Source organism: uncultured Roseibium sp. (genome assembly GCF_947494555.1).
GTDB lineage: Bacteria > Pseudomonadota > Alphaproteobacteria > Rhizobiales > Stappiaceae > Roseibium.
Window position 1 is genome coordinate 1,380,476 of sequence record NZ_CANLVF010000001.1, and the last position, 17,396, is coordinate 1,397,871.

17 protein-coding genes are annotated in these 17,396 nt (G+C 57.5%); 8 read left to right on the top strand and 9 right to left on the bottom strand.

Annotated elements, in window-relative coordinates:
• The first annotated feature begins 74 nt into the window (after nucleotides 1-74).
• Nucleotides 75-3,803 carry a methionine synthase gene (metH, locus tag Q0915_RS06245; protein ID WP_299480834.1) on the top strand — a complete coding sequence of 1,243 codons (3,729 nt, stop codon included), beginning with the start codon at nucleotides 75-77 and terminating at the stop codon, nucleotides 3,801-3,803.
• A 492-nt stretch (nucleotides 3,804-4,295) separates the two neighbouring features.
• Here the strand turns inward: metH and Q0915_RS06250 are convergent, their stop codons facing one another.
• From Q0915_RS06250 to Q0915_RS06260, 3 genes are all read right to left on the bottom strand, one after another.
• A complete protein-coding gene (locus Q0915_RS06250; protein ID WP_299480836.1) occupies nucleotides 4,296-4,937 on the bottom strand; it encodes a LysE family translocator in 642 nt (213 codons plus the stop codon).
• Between the two features lie 163 nt (nucleotides 4,938-5,100).
• On the bottom strand, nucleotides 5,101-5,667 hold the full coding sequence (locus Q0915_RS06255) for an MAPEG family protein (protein WP_299480839.1): 567 nt from the start codon (nucleotides 5,665-5,667) through the stop codon (nucleotides 5,101-5,103).
• Nucleotides 5,668-5,747: 80 nt separating this feature from the next.
• Nucleotides 5,748-6,437 (bottom strand): winged helix-turn-helix domain-containing protein, encoded by a 690-nt coding sequence (locus tag Q0915_RS06260; RefSeq protein ID WP_299480842.1) that lies wholly within the window; start codon nucleotides 6,435-6,437, stop codon nucleotides 5,748-5,750.
• A 79-nt stretch (nucleotides 6,438-6,516) separates the two neighbouring features.
• Here Q0915_RS06260 and Q0915_RS06265 point away from each other — a divergent pair, with 79 nt between their 5' ends.
• From Q0915_RS06265 to Q0915_RS06285, 5 genes are all read left to right on the top strand, one after another.
• Complete coding sequence (locus tag Q0915_RS06265) at nucleotides 6,517-6,849, top strand: NIPSNAP family protein (protein ID WP_299480845.1); 333 nt, start codon at nucleotides 6,517-6,519, stop codon at nucleotides 6,847-6,849.
• Nucleotides 6,846-7,190, top strand: coding sequence for an antibiotic biosynthesis monooxygenase (locus tag Q0915_RS06270; protein WP_299480848.1), 345 nt, complete (start codon nucleotides 6,846-6,848; stop codon nucleotides 7,188-7,190). The genes Q0915_RS06265 and Q0915_RS06270 overlap by 4 nt, the downstream gene beginning before the upstream one ends.
• 11 nt (nucleotides 7,191-7,201) lie before the next feature.
• On the top strand, nucleotides 7,202-8,113 hold the full coding sequence (locus Q0915_RS06275; RefSeq protein WP_299480851.1) for a DMT family transporter: 912 nt from the start codon (nucleotides 7,202-7,204) through the stop codon (nucleotides 8,111-8,113).
• Between the two features lie 16 nt (nucleotides 8,114-8,129).
• Complete coding sequence (locus tag Q0915_RS06280; protein ID WP_299480854.1) at nucleotides 8,130-8,537, top strand: cupin domain-containing protein; 408 nt, start codon at nucleotides 8,130-8,132, stop codon at nucleotides 8,535-8,537.
• A gap of 393 nt (nucleotides 8,538-8,930) precedes the next feature.
• Nucleotides 8,931-10,130: an alpha/beta fold hydrolase gene (locus Q0915_RS06285; RefSeq protein ID WP_299480857.1), complete on the top strand. Its 1,200-nt coding sequence runs from the start codon at nucleotides 8,931-8,933 to the stop codon at nucleotides 10,128-10,130.
• Nucleotides 10,131-10,134: 4 nt separating this feature from the next.
• Here the strand turns inward: Q0915_RS06285 and Q0915_RS06290 are convergent, their stop codons facing one another.
• Nucleotides 10,135-11,574 (bottom strand): ATP-binding protein, encoded by a 1,440-nt coding sequence (locus Q0915_RS06290; protein ID WP_299480860.1) that lies wholly within the window; start codon nucleotides 11,572-11,574, stop codon nucleotides 10,135-10,137.
• Nucleotides 11,571-12,299 carry a response regulator gene (locus Q0915_RS06295; protein WP_299480863.1) on the bottom strand — a complete coding sequence of 243 codons (729 nt, stop codon included), beginning with the start codon at nucleotides 12,297-12,299 and terminating at the stop codon, nucleotides 11,571-11,573. The genes Q0915_RS06290 and Q0915_RS06295 overlap by 4 nt, the downstream gene beginning before the upstream one ends.
• 252 nt (nucleotides 12,300-12,551) lie before the next feature.
• Between Q0915_RS06295 and Q0915_RS06300 the strand changes: the two genes are divergently transcribed.
• Together Q0915_RS06300 and Q0915_RS06305 are read left to right on the top strand one after the other, a co-directional pair.
• Nucleotides 12,552-13,493, top strand: coding sequence for an EF-hand domain-containing protein (locus Q0915_RS06300; RefSeq protein ID WP_299480866.1), 942 nt, complete (start codon nucleotides 12,552-12,554; stop codon nucleotides 13,491-13,493).
• Nucleotides 13,494-13,646: 153 nt separating this feature from the next.
• On the top strand, nucleotides 13,647-14,648 hold the full coding sequence (locus Q0915_RS06305; protein ID WP_299480870.1) for a hypothetical protein: 1,002 nt from the start codon (nucleotides 13,647-13,649) through the stop codon (nucleotides 14,646-14,648).
• Between the two features lie 18 nt (nucleotides 14,649-14,666).
• Here the strand turns inward: Q0915_RS06305 and Q0915_RS06310 are convergent, their stop codons facing one another.
• The 4 genes from Q0915_RS06310 to Q0915_RS06325 form a co-directional block, all read right to left on the bottom strand.
• Nucleotides 14,667-15,254: a YceI family protein gene (locus tag Q0915_RS06310; RefSeq protein WP_299480873.1), complete on the bottom strand. Its 588-nt coding sequence runs from the start codon at nucleotides 15,252-15,254 to the stop codon at nucleotides 14,667-14,669.
• A 90-nt stretch (nucleotides 15,255-15,344) separates the two neighbouring features.
• Nucleotides 15,345-15,725, bottom strand: a complete 381-nt coding sequence (locus tag Q0915_RS06315) for a VOC family protein (RefSeq protein WP_299480876.1) — start codon at nucleotides 15,723-15,725, stop codon at nucleotides 15,345-15,347.
• 14 nt (nucleotides 15,726-15,739) lie between these two features.
• A complete protein-coding gene (locus Q0915_RS06320; RefSeq protein ID WP_299480879.1) occupies nucleotides 15,740-16,291 on the bottom strand; it encodes a thioredoxin family protein in 552 nt (183 codons plus the stop codon).
• Between the two features lie 71 nt (nucleotides 16,292-16,362).
• Nucleotides 16,363-17,373 (bottom strand): zinc-binding alcohol dehydrogenase family protein, encoded by a 1,011-nt coding sequence (locus tag Q0915_RS06325; protein ID WP_299480882.1) that lies wholly within the window; start codon nucleotides 17,371-17,373, stop codon nucleotides 16,363-16,365.
• Nucleotides 17,374-17,396 lie beyond the last annotated feature (23 nt).

Consider the following 17,396-nt stretch of genomic DNA (forward strand, 5'->3'; position numbering starts at 1 on the left):
CAGATAACAAGACTTCTCAGGCACTTTCATGACGTGCCTCAAATGTACTCAGGATCCTCTGGAAGGAAGTACCCGTGATCAAGTCCGACGCCTTCGAGCGCCTTCGTGACCTCGCCAAGTCCCGCATCCTCATTCTTGACGGAGCCATGGGCACCGAGATCCAGGACCTGAAGCTGGATGAGGCCGGTTATCGCGGCGATCGCTTTGCCGACTGGCCGAGCGATGTGAAGGGGAACAATGATCTCCTGAGCCTCACCCAGCCGGACGCAATCAGAAAGATCCATGTCGACTACCTGAATGCAGGGGCCGACATCCTTGAGACAAATACGTTTTCATCCACGACCATTGCGCAGGCCGACTACGGCATGGAAGAGCTCGCTTATGAGCTTAATTATGAGAGTGCGAAACTTGCGCGCGAAGCCTGTGACCAGGTTACCGCGCAAGATCCGTCCCGGCCCCGTTTTGTTGCAGGCGCGCTCGGTCCGACAAACCGGACCGCATCGATTTCGCCTGACGTGAACAATCCTGGATACCGTGCCGTTTCCTTCGATGATCTGCGCGTCGCCTACGCGGAGGCTGTGCGTGGTCTGATCGCCGGAGGCGCAGACATTCTCCTGGTCGAGACGATATTCGATACGCTCAACGCAAAGGCGGCGCTGTTTGCCATCGATGAAGTTTTTGAGGAAACGGGCAAGATCCGGCCAGTGATGATTTCCGGCACGATTACAGATCTGTCCGGACGCACGCTCTCCGGCCAGACACCCGAAGCGTTCTGGAACTCGGTTCGCCATGCGGACCCGCTCACTGTCGGATTGAATTGCGCCCTTGGGGCGAAGGAAATGCGCGCCCATGTCGATGAACTCAGTCGCGTGGCCGATACGCTTGTTTGCGCCTATCCGAATGCCGGATTGCCGAACGAATTCGGCGAATACGATGAGAGCCCCGAGCATATGGCCGGGCTGATCGAGGAATTTGCCTCCGCCGGACTTGTAAATGTCGTCGGTGGCTGTTGCGGCACGACACCGGCGCATATCCGGGCGATCGCGGATGCAGTGGCCGACAAGACGCCGCGCCCGATACCCGAGGTCGACAGGCACATGCGTTTGTCTGGGCTTGAGCCGTTCGTGCTGACCAAGGAGACCAATTTCGTCAATATCGGCGAACGCACAAACGTGACCGGTTCTGCCCGCTTTCGTCGCCTGATCAAGGAAGACGATTACGCAACCGCGCTCGATGTCGCCCGGCAGCAGGTCGAAAACGGCGCCCAGATTATTGATGTGAACATGGACGAGGGGCTTCTGGATTCAGAAGACGCCATGGTGACGTTCCTCAATCTGGTTGCCGCAGAACCCGACATTGCGCGCGTTCCTGTGATGATCGACAGTTCCAAGTGGTCAGTTATCGAGGCCGGCCTCAAGTGCATTCAGGGCAAGGGCGTCGTCAATTCGATCTCTCTCAAGGAGGGTGAAGACGCCTTTATTGAACAGGCAAAACTGATCCGCCGCTACGGCGCGGCCGTCGTGGTGATGGCCTTTGACGAAACGGGTCAGGCCGACACGCTCCAGCGAAAGACAGAAATCTGCGCGCGGTCCTACAAGGTCTTGACTGAAACAGTCGGGTTCCCGCCTGAGGACATCATCTTCGATCCGAACATCTTCGCGGTTGCGACGGGCATCGAGGAGCACAACAATTACGGTGTCGACTTCATCGAGGCGACAGGCTGGATCCGTGAAAACCTGCCGCATGCGCATGTCTCGGGCGGTGTCTCGAACCTGTCCTTCTCCTTCCGCGGAAACGAAGCCGTGCGTGAAGCGATGCACTCCGTGTTCCTCTATCATGCCATTCAGCAGGGCATGGACATGGCGATCGTCAATGCCGGTCAGCTCGCGGTCTACAACGATCTCGACGCGGACCTGCGCGACCACTGTGAAGATGTGGTTCTGAACCGGCGCGATGACGCGACCGATCGGATGCTGGATGCCGCGGAGCGCTGGAAGGGAGAGGGCGGCAAGAAGAAAGAAGCTGATCTCACCTGGCGCACGTGGGGTGTTGCCAAGCGACTGGAACATGCCCTTGTTCACGGGATCGACGATTTTGTCGTAGAGGACACCGAAGAAGCCCGTCAGGCGTTCGACAGGCCGCTTCATGTGATTGAAGGGCCTTTGATGGACGGCATGAACGTCGTCGGCGATCTCTTCGGCTCAGGTCAGATGTTCCTGCCGCAGGTCGTGAAGTCGGCCCGTGTCATGAAAAAGGCCGTCGCCTATCTGATGCCTTTCATGGAGAAGGAAAAGCGAGAGCTTGGTCTTACCGGTCAATCTTCAGCGGGCAAGATCCTGATGGCGACCGTCAAGGGCGATGTTCACGATATCGGCAAGAATATCGTCGGTGTCGTTCTCCAGTGCAATAATTTTGAAGTCATCGATCTTGGCGTGATGGTTCCGGCCGCGAAGATCCTGGAAACGGCGCGCGTCGAAAAGGTCGACATGATCGGCCTCAGCGGCCTGATCACGCCGTCCCTGGACGAGATGTGCCATGTGGCTGCCGAACTTGAGCGCGAGAATATGGAACTTCCGCTGCTGATCGGCGGTGCGACGACGTCGAAGATCCATACGGCGGTAAAGATCCACCCGAATTACGATCGCGGGCAGGCAATTTACGTAACTGATGCCGGTCGTGCGGTGGGCGTTGCAACGAAACTGATGAGCGAAGGCGGACGGGAGCCTTATTTCGCAAATGTGCGGGCCGAGTATGCCGACGTCGCCGAAAAGCATGCGGCGAGCCGCGGCAATCAGCAGCGGACTTCGATCGCAAGGGCCCGCGAGAATGCCTTCAAATGCGACTTTGACGGCAAACCGCCAGTGGCCCCTGTGAAAACGGGCGCGACGGTTTTCGACGATTTCCCGCTGGAAGATCTTGTTCCGTTGATCGACTGGACGCCGTTCTTTGCCACCTGGGAAATCAAGGGGCGTTATCCGGCCGTTCTGACGGACAACAGATACGGGCCGGCAGCAAAGGCGCTTTATGATGATGCGCGCCGCATGCTGGACGAGATCGTGGAGAAAAAACTTCTGACGGCGCGCGGTGTTGCCAGCATCTGGCCGGCCAATGCAGTCGGAGACGATATTCATCTGTTTACCGACGAAAGCCGTTCTGCGGAGCTGGCAACGTTCCACACGCTTCGCCAGCAGATGTCCCGATCAGCCGGTGGGCGTGCAAATGTTGCGATGAGCGACTTTGTTGCGCCAGTTGAAAGCGGGATCCAGGACTGGGTCGGAGGATTTGCGGTCACGTCGGGCCATGGCGAAGATGAGCTTGCTGCCCGGTATGCCAGGGAAGGGGATGACTACAACAAAATCCTTTCCCAGGCGTTGGCGGACAGGCTCGCCGAAGCGTTTGCGGAAAAGCTGCACGAAATCGTTCGGAAGGACATCTGGGCTTACGCGGCTGATGAAACCTTATCGAATGAGGACATTATCAGCGAACGCTACCAGGGTATCCGGCCTGCGCCCGGCTATCCGGCGCAACCGGACCACACGGAAAAGGATACGCTTTTCCGTTTGCTTGATGCAGAGCGTCACACGGGCATCCAGCTGACCGAAAGCAAGGCGATGCTGCCGGGATCTTCTGTTTCCGGTCTCTATTTTGCTCATCCGGACAGCCACTATTTCGGTGTCGGCAAGATCGAGAAGGATCAGATTGAAGACTATGCTGCGCGAAAAGGCTGGGATGTTGCTCTGGCCGAGCGCTGGCTGGCACCGATTCTCAACTACGATCCGGCTCGTCTGGTGGCGGCTGAATAGCCGAAATCTACCGAAATTTACCAAGTGTTTACCAACCTCCTGTGGAATCTCCACAGGGGGACACTCTATTTTTGTGAATAAACTGAGTGACCTAGGTGTTTCCTCGCAAATTTCTGAAAAAATGCACCAAGTGCACCCTTGTAAAGTGCACGGAGTGCGCTATCATTTAATCTAAAGAAAGGACACGGCAACGATCCGTCGTCCTGAAGGAGAAAAAAATGACTGTGCACGTAGCCAGAATCTTTCTGGTCAGACAAAGACGGGACTACAATCGGGATCGCCTCGCATGGCTGCCGCAGCGGCTATACCGTTCCTGGCGGGAGGCAATCCCCAGGAAGCAGGAGCCTGCATAAGGCTTCTGAAACGGGCCTCTCCCGAAGGCCTCAATAATCAGAACAAAATCGCATAGTCAGATGCTGAATTGCCCCCGGCATCTGCCGACCTCCTAAAAAACCCGGCGAGTGCCGGGTTTTTTGTGTTCAAGGCGAACCGTCAGTCGCGGCTGAGCAGAAGCCGTGCACCTGCGGCCGCAAAAAAACAGCCGAACAGTGTTTGAATAGTACGCCGTGCTTTCCGGTAAAGGGCGACCATGCCAGGGCTGGAGAAGACAAGGGCGTAAAGCGCGTGAATAAGCATGGACAAGGCGAATGTACCGGCAACAATGATGCCGCCAACCCAGAACGGTGCGCCCTTTTGCATGCCGAGCGAGACAATGGCGATCCAGGCGAGGGCGGCTTTGGGATTGGTCATCTGAATGATGAAGCCCTGCGCGGCGTAGCCGAATTGGGAGCGTTGGCCACCTTCAAGCTCCATGACCTTAAAATCCTGTTTGGACCGCGCGGCTCGAAAGGCCTTGAACGCGAGCCAGAGCAGATAAATCCCGCCTGCTACCTTGATGACAGTGAGGGCGGTTGAATAGGCAGCCACGATTGCCGAAAGCCCAAGAACCGTCAATGTCGCCCATGCGAGCGACCCCGCTGCCACCCCGAACGCAAGTGCCAGTCCCGCTTTTCGGCTTACACTCATGGATGCTCCCATGACGGCAAGGACATTCGGCCCCGGACTGATGATTGCCAGAAGAAAAGCCGAGTAAGCGAGCAAAATTCCCGGCAAATACAAAGAGAGTTGATCCATTCCGATCTCCTATGCTTGCGAATGTCGCAAGCATACGGTGCTCTGCCGGGTTGATGCTTCGGCTAAGGTCGAACTATGGATGTATTGTAGGCACCGCGATCGGTGCTGCGAATTCGTCACGCAACATCGCTTGAGCAGTAAGTGACCCGTGAGTTTGCTTGCGTCAAAGCAACAGCGCAATCGCCGTGTACCCGGCTAAACCGTAGAGACACAGCAGGCTGACGGTCATGAACAAGCCGCGTGCACCGCTCTTTCCGGTCAGGAAACTGTAGGTGTGACCAAGCCGTCCGATCGCGAAACCGATCAGCCAGACGCTGGCCGCCAAGGCAGACGGTGAAACAAATGAAAACGGAATGGCGAGCAAAACGAACAGTGTCGTATTTTCTGTTGCGTTTCTGTGTGCGTTGTGGCGCCGTTCCAGCTCGCTAAACCCGGTTTCTGTGACAGCGCCTTTCGAAAGACCGCTTGTTTTCCATTCTTCAGGCGTTGCACGTATTTCGTACTTCAGTCTTGTCAATTCGGTGCTCGTCATCAGCCATGTGTGGTTAAGGACCAGCAAGAGGCTGGCGATGGCGAGTGCCGCGAGAACGTGGTGCGACGGCAGGGCGATTGCGGTGCCCTCAACACTGAAAACCGTGAGGTTCAGCGCAAGGCTTATCAGAATGAGGGCAACGGGGTAGACCTTGATGATGAGGGCCGTCGATTTCTTGCTTGCGTTCAGTTGAGACACGTATCAAGGGGTCCTGAATGGTTCGCGAAGCCGATAAAAATTGTCGGGGCTTGCAAAATTCTAAAGCTGTCGATCCCTATTTAGGGGGCGGGGAATAGCTTTACGAGACGTTCATTTCCGATCGGCGTGATTTGGACCACGCGGCTATCTCTCTCACGCCTCATCCAGCCCTCATTCTGAAACTTTGCAAGGAATGCTGCCCCCAACGATCCGGCCAGATGGCTTCGCCTTTCGCTCCAGTCAAGACAAGCGCGGCAAAGAGGGCGGCGCGCAGACTTAAGGCCTTTCAGATCGATCCCAGCCTCGCAGACAAAGGCTTCGCCGCGCTCCGTAAGGCCGAGACCGCTCTTTTCCTGCGTGACCCTCAGAAAACCGCGCGACTGCATACTGTCGAATATCCTGACGGCCATGTCTCCGGCAAGATGGTCGTAGCACACGCGCGCGGCGCGCATGGCCGGATCCCGTGGCCCTGTTCGAACACGCAGGTGTCCCTTGTGCGCTGCCAGTCCCATGACGGCTTCAAGCACGGCGGCGACTTCCGGTCCCGCCAGCGTAAAGTACCGATGCCGGCCCTGCTTCGTTTGAACAAGAAGGCTGCCGTCAACCAGCTTTTTCAGGTGCGAGCTCGCAGTCTGGCCGGTGATCCCGGCTTCAGTTGCAAGTTCGGTTGCCGTGAGCGCTTTGCCGCCCAAAAGCGCGCCCAGGATGTTGGCGCGCGCCGGATCTCCGATCAGCGCGCCAATGCGGGCAATGTCCGGGCCTTCTTTCATGGTTCGATCCTCGTCGAAGCATTCACGTTCGAAACCATGTCACAAACAAGCTTAAAGGCCAACCGAAAAGGACCGGAGCATGATCACCTGTTTCATTCGCTATCACATCGACCCGACCAAAAAGACAGCATTTGAAGAATATGCCCTGAATTGGGGACAGGCGATTCCCCGCTGCGGAGCGAATCTCATTGGCTATTTTGCGCCGCATGAAGGATCGACGACGCTTGCTTACGGTGTCTATTCCATCGAAAACCTTGCCGCTTATGAAGCCTATCGCGCCCGGCTTGCCGCCGATCCGCTCGGGCAAAAGAACTATGAGTTCGCACAACGCGAAAAATTCATCTTGCGGGAAGACCGTACCTTCCTGAAACTGGCGTCCGCACCGCATGGGGAAGGGGACAAAAGCCTATGATCGCCGTTATTTTCGAAGTCATCCCGCATGTGGACAAAAAGCAGAACTACCTCGACATGGCTGCCAAGATGCGTCCGCTCGTGGAGCAGATTGACGGATTTTTGTCCGTCGAGCGTTTTCAAAGCCTGACAAATCCGGAAAAGCTCCTGTCCATCTCCTTTTTCCGTGACGAGGCCGCGCTCAACGAATGGCGCAGGCTCACGGGGCATCGGCAGGCCCAGAAGGTGGGCCGGGAAGACTATTTCAAGGATTACCGTCTCCGGGTTGCCCACGTTCTGCGAGACTACGGTATGGAAGCCCGTGACGAGGCGCCGGAAGACAGCCGTGCCTTGCACGGCTGACATTACCATTCATGCAAAACCGGTCTTTTGAATACCTGCTGCTCGGCGTCCTGGCGTTGCTTTGGGGCTCGTCTTACATGTGGATCGGCCTTGCGCTGGACACTGTTCCCCCTGCGACGCTGATGGCCGTGCGTGTGTCGCTTGCTTCCCTCATTTTGTTGCTTGTCATGGCCCTGCGCGGCATTCGCATGCCTCTGGACCGGCACAACTGGCGGCTGTTTTTCATCCAGTCTCTTCTCAACGGGACCGGACCCTGGCTGCTTCTGGCTTGGGGGCAGCAATATGCGGGCACGGCGGTCTCCAGCGTTTTGAATTCAACATCGCCGCTCTGGGTGTTTGCGATCTCGTTTCTCGTGCTCAAGCGTGGCCAGCTTCCAGGTGGACGCCAGCTGGCCGGAGCCTTGCTGGGCCTTGCCGGCGTTGTGCTGATCATCGGCGTTGGCGGGCTCGACAATCTCGGCGAAGACATCCTGCCCCAACTCGCCGTCTTCTTCAGTGCAGCGCTCTACGGTATTGCGGCGTTGCGTGGTCAGCTCTTTCGCGGCCTTCCGCCAATCGTACCCGCAACCGGAATGCTGCTCTGCTCCTCAGTCGTGCTCGTCCCGTTGAGCCTATTGACGGAGGCGCCCTGGACACTTGCGCCGGGCCCGGCGGGATGGACGGCCGCCATCATCCTTGGCGTGGTGTGCACGGCGCTCGCGTTTCTGATCTACTTTCGTCTGCTGATTACGCTCGGCGCTATGGGAACCGCCAGCCAGGCCTATCTACGCGCGGGCGTAGGTGTTGTCCTCGGTGTGGTGTTCCTCGGTGAAAGCCTGGATGCTGAAACCTTCGCCGGGATTTGCCTTGCCATTTCAGGTGTTGTTCTGATCAACTGGCCGAAGGGCTCCAGAACAACAGTGCCATCGAGTGCCAGAAAGTAACCGGCGAGGTGTACCCATGAGTTTTCTGACCGTTTACAAGGCCGGTTCGAGGCCGAGCAAACGTGCCAATCCAGACTATTTCACCGGGACTGTCTGGCAGGAACTGGTCATCGAAGCTCCGACTCCGGCGCGGGTGCGGGCGGTCAAGGTCTCGTTCGAACCGGGTGCGCGCACGCATTGGCACACCCATCCACTCGGCCAAACGCTGCATGTGCTGGACGGGGCCGGGTTCGTCCAGCTCTGGGGTCAGGACAAGCTCGCCATACTGCCCGGCGACGTGGTCTGGATTCCGCCAGGTGCAAAGCACTGGCACGGCGCCGGTCCCCAGACATCCATGGTGCATCTCGCGATTCACGAGGAGATGGACGGTTCCGTCGCCGACTGGCTTGAGGCGGTGGACGAGGCAACGTATGCCAAGGCGTGAAATGCAGCCGGTTTACCTATGCGCTTAACGACCTTTACAGGACCTTTGAAAGCTCTTGTGAAAGCAGCCTTCATGTGACCGCTTGCAGTCCACAGAGCAGCCTTGCAACGGCGGCAGGCTCTGAATGTATCCTCGCTGCGAAGGGCTCGGGCGCGCTTGTCGTAATAGGCAAGGTCGATCGAGCCGTTTTTCAATGTGCGGTATGGGCTTGTCTGTTCGGTCATTATTCCGCTCCTTGATCTGATGAAAGGAGCATGCGCGAACAAGCCGGTGGCTGCTTGAAGAGAACCTTAAGAACGCCTTGTGATTTCCTTCATTTTCCTTCTGATAATTGCGCCGGATATGTACTTCCAGTACCGTTCCACGACATGAACATCGCCGCTGGGGGACTGCGTGCGCTACGAATTTGCAGATTGCGTCCTTGATACGGAAAGCTATCAGCTTCAGCGCCTCGGAACGGATGTTCCGGTCCAACCGCAGGTGTTCGAACTGCTGTGCCTGCTTGCCGAAAACGCCGGGAAGCTTGTTACGAAAGACGCGCTCCTTGAGCGAGTGTGGAATGGCCGGATCGTTTCGGACGCCACAATCAGCGCCAGGATCAATGCGGCGAGAACCGCCGTCGGGGATAACGGCAAGACACAGGCAGTCATCCGGACCGTGCAGCGCAGGGGGCTGGAACTGGTCGCGCCAGTCAGCACAAATGCCGCAATCCAGATGCCTTTCGCCAACACGACGGCGAAACGCATGCAGACTATTCATTTCGCGCAGTCAGAGGATGGTACATCGATTGCCTATGCCCGATCGGGCGCAGGACCTGCCGTCGTGCGGGCCGGGCACTTTCTGACTCATCTTGAAAAGGACTGGTCTAGCCCGGTGTGGGGCCCCTACCTGCAGGAACTCAGCTCGCGCTACAGCCTCGTGCGCTACGATCAACGGGGAACCGGGCTTTCCGATGCGACGTTGAAGGGAACGGGGATTGAGAACTATGTCGCCGATCTCAGGGCGGTCGTCGACGCAGCAGGCCTGGAAACGTTCCCGCTTATCGCTGCATCACAGGGTGTTCCCATTTCAATCGCGTTTGCAGCGACCTACCCTGAGCGTGTCAGCCGGCTCGTTCTCTACGGTGGGTTTGTTCAGGGCCGCGCACGACGCGATCATCAATATGCGAGCGAAGAAGCTAACGCGCTGATGGCCCTGATCCGCTCCGGGTGGGGGAAACCCGACAGTCCTTTCATGGTGGCATTCACATCGGTCTTTTGTCCGGGAGCCTCAAAAGACGAGATGAACAACATGGTCGAGATACAGCTTGCTTCGACCTCGGCAGAAAATGCGGCTGCAATCAGAACCGCCTTCGACCAGTTCGACGTTTCCAGTTTCCTTCCAAGGGTGCGGGTGCCAACCCTGATCATCCATGCAAATGCAGATGCAGTTCATCCGGTTGCGCAGGGCCGCCTGCTTGCCTCCGGGATCACAGGCGCCGAGTTTCTTCAGGTTGAAAGCAACAACCACGTCTATCTTCCATCTGATCCGGCCTGGCGGCAGATCGTTGATGCACAGTTGGATTTTCTGGAGAGGGAAGATTCCTCGGCATAGCGTCCTATCGCGTTGGCAATCTGACTTCTGCCATCAGCCCGGCTTCATCTCCGTTCGTCAGCTTAATGGTTCCACCATGAGCATGGATGATCGACCGCGCGATCGCGAGACCAAGGCCGATGCCGCCCGTTTCCTCGCTGCGGGATTCTTCAAGACGCACGAAGGGTTCAAAAACATCCTTGAGGCGGTCTTCGGGGATGCCTGGGCCTTCGTCCGATACGCGAATAACCACCTCGCCATTCGTCGTAACGGCATGGATCGAAACACGGCCTCCGTATCGGACGCCGTTTTCGACCAGGTTGCGCAAGGCACGCTTGAGCGCAACCGGACGGCAGGTCAGCATTACATCCTTTTCAAGCGACACGCTGCACTCATGTCCGAGATCAATCTGATCTCCAGCAAGACTTTCCAGCATTGCGCCCAGGTCGGTTTCCTCCGCACCTTCGGAATGCGCCTCGTCCTTTGCGAAACGAAGTGTTGCTTCGGTCATCGCAGCCATTTCGTCCAGAGTTTCGATCATTTTTTCGCGGTTTTCGTCGTCGTCGATGAATTCCGCGCGGATCCTCAAAGACGTGATCGGGGTGCGCAGGTCGTGGCTGATCGCGGCCAGCATGCGGGTTCTGTCCTTCACGAACCGGGTGAGCCTGTCCTGCATGTCGTTGAAGGAAGAGGTCAGTGCCCGGACTTCCTTCGGTCCGCTCGGCTCGATCGGTTTGCGTTCCTCGCCGCGGCCAAGTTTTTCCGCTGAAACGGCCAGCTCCTTCAAGGGGCGGGTGACACGGCGTACGGCGAACCCGATTATGACAACGGTTGCGATCGAGGTAAGCAGAAGCTGCACGATCAGAGACCGGAAGGCACCATCGGGCGGGCGGTAGCTGGTCGCTACATTCAGCCAGCGCCCATCGGTCATCTGGATGGAAAGCGACAGGTCCTCCGGTTTGTTCATGATCTTGCGCAGATTGTAGGGACGCTCTTTCTTCGGAACGGACCGCCAGCTCGGATCGACCGTGTCGCCGTTCGCGTCTCTGCGAACCTTGGGACCGCGTTTTTCGTCTGCAAGGATATTGAGATGAACCGTCTGGCCGTGATTGAGCCGCTCTGAAATGATGCCCTGCAGCCGCTGCTCGAAGCGCGATGTTCCGGGCGTCCGCGCAAGCGGCGTGTCGCCTAGCCAGAACACGGCGAAGCGACTGCTGCTGGCTTCAAGGATACGGCTTTGCAGGGCGATAGGCGTGTCTTCGAGCAGTTCGGCAATCGAGACCGCGCGTGCGAGCAGATTGTCGCGCGCTGCGGCAACAAGGGCAATGCGCCGTTCGTCATGGAAGATCCAGATGCTCAGGGCTTGCGCGGCGAATATCGCCGCCAGAAGCAGCACGATCAACTGAGAGGCCAGTGAACGTGGCCACAAAAACCCAAGGCCTCTTTTCACGATACTGAAATTCATTCCGCGTGTTCTTTCACTTCAGCAGTGAACATGTAGCCGCCGCCCCAGACCGTCTTGATCATCTTCGGATCCTTGGGATCAACTTCGATTTTCCGGCGGAGCCGCGAGACCTGATTGTCGATCGACCTGTCAAAGACGCCGGGCGTCCGTCCCGTGGTCAGATCCAAGAGCTGATCGCGGTTCAGCACCATCTTTGGGCGCTTTAAGAACGCGCAAAGCAGCTGAAACTCACCACTTGAAAGAGGAACGGTCACATCGTCGGGATCAGTCAGTTCTCGTCGTGAGACGTTCAGCTGCCAACCGTCGAAATGCAGGCGTTCCTGCTCGATCGGGTCACGCTCCCGCGGCGCCAGCGACGTCCGCCGCAAAACAGCACGAATTCTTGCAAGAAGCTCCCGTGGGTTGAAAGGCTTGGTCACATAGTCGTCTGCCCCGATCTCAAGCCCGATGACCCTGTCGGTATCGTCCGCCATGGCAGTGAGCAATATCACCGGCATCGAGCCAGTCTCCACGAGGTGACGGCACAATGACAGACCGTCTTCGCCGGGCATCATGACGTCGAGCACAACGAGATCGATAGACGCGGCTTTCAAGGCCTTGCGGGCGTGGGCAGCGTTTTCAGCCGTCGTGGCTCTGAGCCCGTTTTTGATGAGATAACGGGCCAGCGTCTCGCGAATGTCGCGGTGGTCGTCCACCACCAGAATATGCGGGCTCGGGTCGCTCACATGGCTCTCCTGTCGTGCGTATCCGTTCTCTTACCGGGCGCGAGTGTGCATTTAAAGTCTGTGCAGCAGGCAAGGTGTTTGTTTCTATGGCAAAAATAATAACAGGCCCGTCTTCTTGCGAGCCGAACTTGTAACAAAGTGTATCGCCGGGGCGTGCGGGGACAGTTGGCGACACTTAAGGGCAATTGCATGGGTATTCCTGCGACAATTGCCTCCTACCTTGAGCCCATCAACGAACAAGGAGTTGTTGGAATGAAACCGTTCAAGAAAATTGCAATTGCCGCCTTGGCTGCGAGTGTCGCGGGAACCGCGCTGACAGCCGGTCTGCCCGCCTTCGCCCAAAGCGGTGTTGCGGCAGGGGACGGGGGGCAACAGATACAGCAGGCTGAGGGCAAGCAGATCGCGCATAAGGGCGAACGCGGCAAATGGGGCCGAGGGCATGGCCGTGGTGGCCGGGAGCGCGCGGAGCGTCTGTTCGAACGCTTCGATGCCGACAAAGACGGTGTGATCACCGAAGCCGAGATTTCGGAAGTCCGTGCCCAGGAATTCGCAGCTTCGGATGCTGACGGCAGTGGCGAAATCAGCCTGGAAGAGTTCAAGGCCCAGTTCATGGAGCGTTCCAACGACCGCATGGTGCGTGCCTTCCAGTTTCTTGATTCCGATGGCGACGGCACCGTGACACAGGAAGAAGTGGACGTCGTTGCGAACAGGATGTTCAACCGGCTTGATCGCGACGGCAACGGCACGATCGAACGTGTACGCGGCCAGCGTGGACAAGCGGCGGAAAACGGCGGCGAACGTCAACAGCGCGCCGAACGCGGTGAGCGCCGCGGACGCGGCGGTCCGGCCCGCATGTTCATGACAATGTTCGATACGGACGGCAGCGGATCAGTCACAAGAGAAGACTTCGATGCCAAACGGGCTGAGCTGTTTGCCTTGGCCGACACGAATGGCAGCGGTTCCTTCACGCTTGAAGAATTCGGCCCGCTCTGGATGGCAGTCAATGAAAACAGGATCGTCAACATGTTCCAGCGCGCCGATGCCGACGGCAGCCTCGGGATTACCCAGGAAGAAGCCGGAAAACGCCTGGACAACCTGATGAAACGGGCAGACCGAAACAAGGACGGCGTTATCACCAAGGCGGATTTCAAGGGCGGAAAGAAAGGCGGCAAGGGCAAGAAGCACCGCGGCTGACATCTTGAAGTCCTCTGACGAATCTCCCCGCGTTTAAATGCCCCCAAGTGCGGGGAGCCACTGAGGGAGCCACGCAAGTGGCTCCCTTTTTCTGTTACGGGAATCTCAAGAATTTTCGGCAATACTCCGTTCAGAGATTTCCAGGGGGATCACATGGCCAAGCCGGATTTAAGTGAATTTGTCGCCGCAAAAATCGCTGACGGACATGTCGGCGTAGACGATGTCATAAACCTGCGCCGCTTTGTCTACGCGGACATGGCAGTGTCGCTTGAGGAAGGTGCTGCATTGTTCCGACTGAACAATGCCGGTCTGTCTTACGCGGCAACCTGGTACGAACTGTTTCCGGAAGCGATCGCCGATATCCTGGTCAATCAGGTACGCCCGGAAGGGTATGTTTCTGAAGAGAATGCGGACTGGTTGATCGGTCAGATCACTGCCGACGGCCATGTCTGCAGTCGGACGGAACTCGACGCTGTTCTCTTTGTTCTTGAAAAGGCGCGCGAAGCGCCGGAGCGTCTGGAACATTTTGCCCTCAAGTGCGTTGCCGATGCCGTGATTTCCGGAAAAGGGGCGACAAGAGCCGGCAATGAGCTGAAACCGGGCGTGGTATCAGACGGCGAAGTCGAAATTCTGCGCCGCGTCCTTTATGCCGGTGCCGGCTGTGGCGGGATTGCCATTTCAAGGGCCGAAGCCGAGATCCTTTTCGATCTGAACGACGCGACTGTTGAAGCTGAGAATGCAGCTTCCTGGTCCGAACTCTTTTCGAAGGCCATTGCAAACCATCTGATGGCCATGTCCGGTTTCACACCGCCGCCGCGCGAGATTGCGCTCGCGCGCGAGGATTGGCTCAGCCAGCCCGGCGGTTACGAAGGCGGTCTTGGCGGCTTCTTCAGAAAGATGATCAGCGGCGGCGTCAGCGGTATCCGGGACGCTTATGCGGACAAGACCGATCCATTCGCAGCAAGGGGAGCTGTCATGGAAACCGAGATCACCCTGAACGAAGTCGTGACTGAAGACGAGGCCGGCTGGCTGGTGGACCGGATTGGCCGCGACGGTGTTCTGCATGAGAACGAAAAGGCTCTCCTGCGGTTTATCCGCGACGAAAGCCCCAACATTCATCCGGCGCTGCGTCCGCTGTTGGACAAGGCGGTTTAACCCGGACCTTGGAGCCGGTCAATTTTCAACGCGCATGGCTTCGGTTTCGATGATCACCTGGACGTCGTCACCGACAAAGCCGTTTTCAACGGCATAGTTCATGCCGAAAGCACTGCGCTGCACCGTGCCGCTTGCGCTGATCCCCAAGGTGAAGCGCCCGTGGCCAAACGGATATTTGGCCGCCTTGTTGAGAATGACATCCAGAACGAGCGGTTGTGTCTGATCGAGAAGTGTCAGATTGCCTTCAACCGTGCCGGTGGTGTCGCTCGTGGCTGTGCCGACCTGTGCCGTAAATGTCATGACCGGGTAATTCTCAACATCCAGGAAGTCCTTGTTGCGGACGTGAGTGTCCCTGGCTTCATTGAAGGATTCCACGCTTGCGGTCTTGACCGTGATTTCAAGGTCGGACAGCTCCCTGGTCTCCATGTCGTAGGTAAAGCCGCCTTCGAAATCGAGGAAGACGCCAAGGGTGTCGGCGTATCCAATATGATCGACCATGAAGGCAATCGTGGTGTGTGTCGGGTCAATCTCGTAGCGATGGGGTTCGGCTGCCACCTGTGTCGCGGCAAGGGTCAATGCGGCTGCGCCTGTGAGGAAGCGGATCATGTCTGGCCTCATGCTCTGGGTCATAACGTGTCGGAACCAAAGTGAAAGCTAGCGCGGGCGTCAGGCCAGGCAACAGCGATCGCCGGACAGTTATTCGTCAATGCGGAAATCAACGTGAATGTGATTGCCGTCCGGGTCCCAGACGTTAAATGCAACAAGGTTTACGGCCGCAATTTCGGACTTGCGAAACTCTACACCCTGTTCCTGAAGCCGGTTTTCGAACTCTTTCGCCCCGTTTGCAGAAAAGGCAAAATGCTCAAGCTTCAATTCGACCTCGGATCCCGTGCCCGCCTCGCCCTCAATGCCGACAAGATGCACAAATGCCGTGTCGCCCGCATAGAGCCAGGCGCCGGGAAAGGGAAAGTCTGGCCTTGGGCCGAGAACAAGACCGAGCACGTCCTGATACCAGGAGATCATGGCGTCGAGCTGCGTGGTGCGCAGGTTGACATGATTGAGTTGAGTTATCTGCATATTGGCCTGATCTCCTATTTCCACTTGATAGAGCAACCGATCGAAGGGATCTGATCTTCAGGACCCTTTCCGGTTTCCGCGATCTGTTTCATGGCTTCGAAAAGGTCCCGGCGCAAGTCGGCAGGGGACGATCCCATGCGCGTCGCATCCAGGCGGCCGCGGTATTGCAGTTGCAGATCCTTGTTAAAACCAAAGAAATCCGGCGTGCAGACGGCGTCGTAGTCCGTCGCGACGGTCTGGTCCGCGTCATGCAGGTAGGGGAAAGGGAAAGCATGCTTTTGCGCCATCAACTGCATGTTTTCGAAACTGTCGGCGGGATAGGAAACATGGTCGTTGGAGCAGATGGCAACAACGCCGATCCCGTGTTCCTTCATGTCGTGGGCGTCGCGGATGATCTTGTCCATAATGGCCAGCACGAACGGGCAGTGGTTGCAGATGAACATCACCAGAGTGCTCTGGTCGCCGGCAACGTCAGTCAGACTGTAGCTGCTGCCGTCCGTTCCAGGCAGGCTGAAGTGAGGGGCCTGCCAGCCGAAGTCGCAGACGGGTGGTTGAAGTGCGGCCATGGAAAAATCTCCGGGGATGTGGACGATGGCGGTTTGGCAAGGCGCAGCCGGTTCCCCGGCTGCGCAGGAGATCAGAAGCCTTCTACCACGATCTTGCCCTTCGCGGTGCCGGTTTCGATAAGCGCATGTGCCTTGCGCATGTTTGCGGCGTTGATGGGGGCGAGCACGGTGTCGAGCGTTGTGCGGATGCGTCCGGCATCGATCTCACCGGCGACATAGGTCAAGAGCTTGTGCTGTTCGATCATGTCCGGGGTCTGGAACATGGCTCTTGCGAACATGAATTCCCAATGGAGGCTGGCTGCCTTCATTTTCATTTTTTCCATGGGCATCGGCAGACTGGTGTCGTCGATCGTGACGATACCACCTTCGGGCCGGATCAATTCGGCCGCCGTTTCCCAATGGCGCATGTCATTGAAGATGGCGATATGGTCAACATGTTCATGACCGAGAGCATGCACCTGCGCGACCATGTCTTCCCTGTGATTGATCACTTCATCGGCCCCGAGTTCCCGCACCCAGGCGGAGGTTTCCGGGCGCGAGGCCGTTGCGATGATCTTCAGACCGGCTGCTTTTGCCAGCTGAATACCGATCGAGCCGACACCGCCACCTGCACCGATGATAAGAATGCTCTCGCCCTTGTTGCCGCCGTCCCGGTCGATGCCGAGCCGATCAAAGAAGGATTCGTAAGCGGTCAGGGTGGTTAGAGGAAGCGCGGCGGCCTCGGCAAAACCGAGTGTTTTCGGCTTCAAACCGACGATGCGTTCATCGATCAGCTGGAACTCTGAATTCGAGCCGGACCGCGTGATGTCGCCGGCATAAAAAACTTCGTCTCCGGGTTTGAAGAGCGTGACATTTGGACCGACGGCTTCAACGACGCCGGCTGCGTCCCAACCGAGCACACGGGGTGTTTCTTCAACGGTGTCCTTCGGGGCCCGAACTTTTGTATCAACCGGGTTGACGGAAACCGCCTTCACGGCGACGACAAGATCACGGCCTTCCGGAACGGGCTTCGGGAGATCGACATCCAGGAAGGAGTTCGGATCGTCGATCGGCAAATAGTGAGTCAGCGCAACGGCTTTCATGGATTTGTTTCCAGCTTGATTCA